This is a genomic window from Mucilaginibacter sp., from assembly GCF_039207105.1.
GTDB lineage: Bacteria > Bacteroidota > Bacteroidia > Sphingobacteriales > Sphingobacteriaceae > Mucilaginibacter.
In genome coordinates this window covers 2,663-7,367 of the sequence record NZ_JBCECK010000205.1, presented here as the reverse complement: position 1 = coordinate 7,367, position 4,705 = coordinate 2,663, and the positions used below count along the sequence as shown (strand labels likewise).

At 44.6% G+C, this 4,705-nt stretch carries 2 protein-coding genes; both read left to right on the top strand.

All coding sequences use genetic code 11. The features are described from left to right. On the top strand, window positions 1-2,430 hold a 2,430-nt coding region (locus AAGC65_RS23635; RefSeq protein ID WP_343114935.1), incomplete at its 5' end, for a glycosyl hydrolase 2 galactose-binding domain-containing protein. A 6-nt stretch (window positions 2,431-2,436) separates the two neighbouring features. Beyond that, window positions 2,437-4,705, top strand: a 2,269-nt coding sequence (locus AAGC65_RS23630; RefSeq protein WP_343114934.1) for a family 20 glycosylhydrolase, incomplete at its 3' end; no start/stop codon positions are given.

The following is a 4,705-nucleotide window of genomic DNA, read 5'->3' as shown; positions in this document are numbered from 1 at the left end:
GATAAAAAAGTACCCGATCCATTTTATGGGATGAATAATGAGCAGATCCCGGATATATACAAAACCGGTCGCGATTATTATACCTACTGGTTTGTAAAGGATTTTAAGGAAGCTTTACCAGCCAGTGGCAACCAGGTTTACCTGAATTTCAGAGGGGTTAATTATAGCTGCGATATTTATTTAAACGGGCATAAACTAAATGAAAAACTACATTCAGGCATGTTTTTACGCCAATCGTACAATATTACCAAATGGATAGCTAAAGATGGTAATAACCGTGTGGCAGTAATCGTTTACCCACCAAATTCAGTAGGCAACCCTAATGGTGGCCAGGGCGGCGACGGTACCATTGCCAAAAACGTAGGCATACAGTACACTGCCGGCTGGGATTGGATACAGCCTATTAAAGATCGCAATACTGGTATCTGGGACAAAGTAACCATCGAAAAAACAGGCGCAGTACGGATAAAAGATCCGCATGTGGTTACACTGGTACCGGGAGTGCGTATGCCCGAAGGGCCGCAGCAACCGGCAGTTATACAGGTATCGGCCGAGCTGGAAAATGCGACCAACCTGCCTGTTGCAGGTGAGTTGAAATATACGCTGGATGGCAATGTAGTTTCAAAAAAGATCATCCTAAAGCCAAATGCTACGCTATCTGTTCAGCTGAATGATCTTTCACTCAAAAATCCGAAACTGTGGTGGCCTAACGGTTACGGTGCTCAGCACCTTTATCCTATGAATCTGCAGTTTGTAACCGGAGCAAATAAAGTATCGGATCAAAACACGATACAGGTAGGCGTGAGGCAAATTACCACCGAGTGGAATGCCCGTACCGAAAGCAGGCAGATCAACATCAACGGTCAAAAAATATTTATTAAAGGCGGTAACTGGATCATATCCGACGAGCTGCTGCGCTTTTCAGATGCTCGTTACGATGCCGAGGTTCGTTTTCATCGCGATATGAACCTGAACCTGATCAGGGTTTGGGGTGGCGCGCTGATTGAGCGCCCTGAATTTTATGAGGCTTGCGACAAATATGGTATGCTGGTATTTCAGGATATGTGGGGATCGGGCGATTGTAATGGCCGCTGGATCGATCCGATGAAACTGGAAGACCAATGGACACGCAGAAAATATCCAGATAACCATGACCTGTATATTAAATCAATTGAAGATCAGGTGAAGCTGGTGCGTAATTACCCATCGCTGGCCATCTGGTGCGGCGGTAATGAGATTACACCTCCTGAAGATATCCTGGCAAGCCTGCGCGATACCGTTATGCCTAAACTGGATAACACCCGCTGGTTTATTCCGTATTCAAACTCTGAGGAAATGTCGCGCAACGTGATGGGTGGCAACGGCGACGGGCCTTATGGCATACAGCCGTTATCAACCTTTTGGGCGCATAAAACCTATCCGTTTAATTCAGAAGTTGGTTCAGTTGGCGTAAGCGATTATGAATCATTAAAAAGATTTATGCCGGCCAAAAACATGGTTCTGCCCGAGTATGATGTCGCTACTGGTAAAACCAAAACCGACTCTGTTTGGGACTATCATAAATACATAGGTTATGATGGTTTTATTGATAAGTATGGCAAGGCCAAAGATGTAGAGGATTTTGCTACTAAAGCCCAACTGGTGAACTATGATCAGTACCGTGGCTTGATGGAAGGTTTCAGCTCGCACATGTGGGATTGGTATACCGGTACTATCATCTGGAAAACACAAAACCCGTGGACAGCCATGCGTGGGCAAATGTATGATTACTACCTTGATCCTAACGCCTGCCTTTATGGCCTGCATAGCGGCAGCGAACCACTGCACATCATGTACGACCCAACTACCGGAATGGTGATGGTAGCCAATAATACCTTTAAAACCCACGCCAACATGATGCTGGTAGCTAAGGCATATGATATGGATGGTAAAGAAACCATGATTACCCAGGTTTTTTCGGACGTTACACCAACTACTACCAAGCGCTATTTATCGGTAAAAAAGGAGATGGATAAACTGGCTAAAGAAAAGGGAGCTTTCCTTTGCTTGCAATTATTGGATCAAAATAAAAAGACCCTAAGCGAAAACATTTACTGGATAGCCGATGAAAACGGCAATTATTCAGGTTTGGAAAAAATGCCTAAAGGCAATTTGAATGCTATTGCGAAATCTTTGGATAACGATAGGGTAGAAGTTATTTTGACTAATACAGGAAACGGTCCACTGGCATTTTTTAACAGGCTATCATTAGTTGATGCTGATACCAAACAGCGCGTGCTGCCTGCGTTTTATAGCGATAACTATATTACCGTGTTACCGGGTCAGGAAAAAAAGGTAGTTGTTGAATATAAAGGCGCGGGTAAAAAGAACTTGGCAGTAACCTTAAACGGTTGGAATACCGGCGATAAATTGATACAGATAAACAAATAAATACCTATGATGGCTTTTGCTAAAAAATATAAAATTATAAAACTGGCTCTGCTGTTAACGTGCGCCTCAACGGTAAACACTTACGGTCAGGATGCCGCTAAATTTCCATTAATCCCTTACCCGAGCCAACTGGCGGCGGGTAAGGGCAGCTTTGTGATCAGCCTGAAAACAACTATTGTTACCGCGACTGAGTTTAGCGCCGAGGCTGCTGAATTGAATAACCTGTTGCTAAAAGGTTTGGGCAAACGGTTAGTGGTAAGCAAAACGGTAAAGCCTCATGCCATTAAATTGGTATATGATGCAAGCATCACGGCACCCGAGGCTTATAAAATGAATATCAGCACGCAGCAGCTTACAATAAGCGCTAAGGATGCTGCCGGGGTATTTCACGCAATCGAAACCGTAAGGCAATTATTGCCTGTTTCGGTTGAAAAAGGAATAACGAGCAGCACTCTGACCTTACCTGCTGTAACCATTGAAGACCAGCCCGCCTACGCCTGGCGTGGCATGCACCTGGATGTTTCGCGCCACTTTTTTTCAATAAGCTATCTGAAAAAATTTATTGACAGAATGGCCCTTTATAAAATGAACAAGCTTCATTTACACTTGACGGACGATCAGGGATGGCGCATTGAGATAAAAAAATATCCTAAATTAACCGAAGAAGGTGCATGGCGTACCTTTAACAACCAGGATTCGTCATGTATGAAAAAGGCTAAGGACAATCCTGATTTTGTTATTGATAAAGAACACATCATTCAGCGCAATGGCAAAACCCTTTATGGTGGTTTTTATACCCAACAGGAAATGAAAGGTATTGTAGCTTATGCCGCTGCAAGGCACATTGACATTATTCCTGAGATTGATATGCCGGGCCACATGATGGCAGCCATTAATTCTTACCCGTTTTTAACCTGCAATGGCGATAACTCATGGGGTAAACTATTTACTAAACCTATTTGCCCGGGTTTGGAAACCACTTATGAGTTTGCGCAAAATGTGTACAGCGAGATCATGGATATTTTCCCATCTAAATACATCCATATCGGCGGTGATGAGGTTGATCGTACCGATTGGGGGAAATCTCCCGATTGCAAAGCTTTGATGGCACGTGAGGGCATCAAGGATCTGGCGGGCCTGCACAGCTATTTTATTAACCGCATGGAGAAGTTCTTTAACTCCAAAGGCCGCAAATTGATAGGATGGGACGAGATCATTGAAGGCGGCATCAGTCCTACGGCCATCGTGATGTACTGGCGAGGTTGGGTGCCTGATGCACCGGTGAAGGCGGTTAAAAACGGTAACACCGTGATCATGACACCTGGTGAGCCTTTATACTTTGATTACCAACCAGATCAGTATTCGGTTGACAGGGTATATCATTTTAACCCTATCCCTAAAGCTTTAAACGCGGAGGAAGCAAAATCTATCATTGGCGCTCAAGCCAATATCTGGACGGAGATGATCCCGTCTGAAAAACGCGCCGATTATATGTACATGCCCCGCATGACCGCCCTTGCAGAAAATCTGTGGACAAATCAACCGGCGCAATATGATTCGTACCAACAACGCCTGGTGCAGCAATACAAACGTATGGATGCCTTACAGATCAATTATCGTTTACCGGACCTGCCAAATTTATTGAATGAATATGTGTTTGTTGATGAAGGTAAACTAAGCATCACTAACCCACTACCCAGCTTAACCATCCGTTACACTACTGATGGCTCTTTGCCTGATGCTAAATCGCCGAAACTGCCATCGACTTTGGTGATCAGTAAATCGGAACTGGTAAAGGTTGCGGCATTCACGGCTGCCGGTACACGGGGTGATGTATACAACCTCAATTATACTAAGCAGGGTATGCTGGGCACCGTAAAAATTGCTCCCCCAAAACCGGGCCTGGTTTGCAGTTACTATAAAGCAGCCTTTAAAAAGGTCGCGTTGATGAAAGATGCCAAGGTGGATAGTACTTTTACTACCAGCACCATCGCTGTACCCGAAACGGTAAAAGCGCCATCATTTGGTATTACTTATAAAGGCTATATTGATGTACCTGCTGATGGTATCTACAGCTTTTACTTAACCTGTGATGATGGCGGCGTGCTGACTATAGGTCCGTCGGTTACGGTAGATAACGATGGTAACCACTCGGCTCAGGAGCGAAGCGGACAGGTGGCTTTAAAAGCAGGCGCGCATCCCTTTAATCTTGATTTTATTGAAGGCGGCGGCGGTTACAAGCTGAAACTGAAATATAGTCTGAATGGTTCGGCCC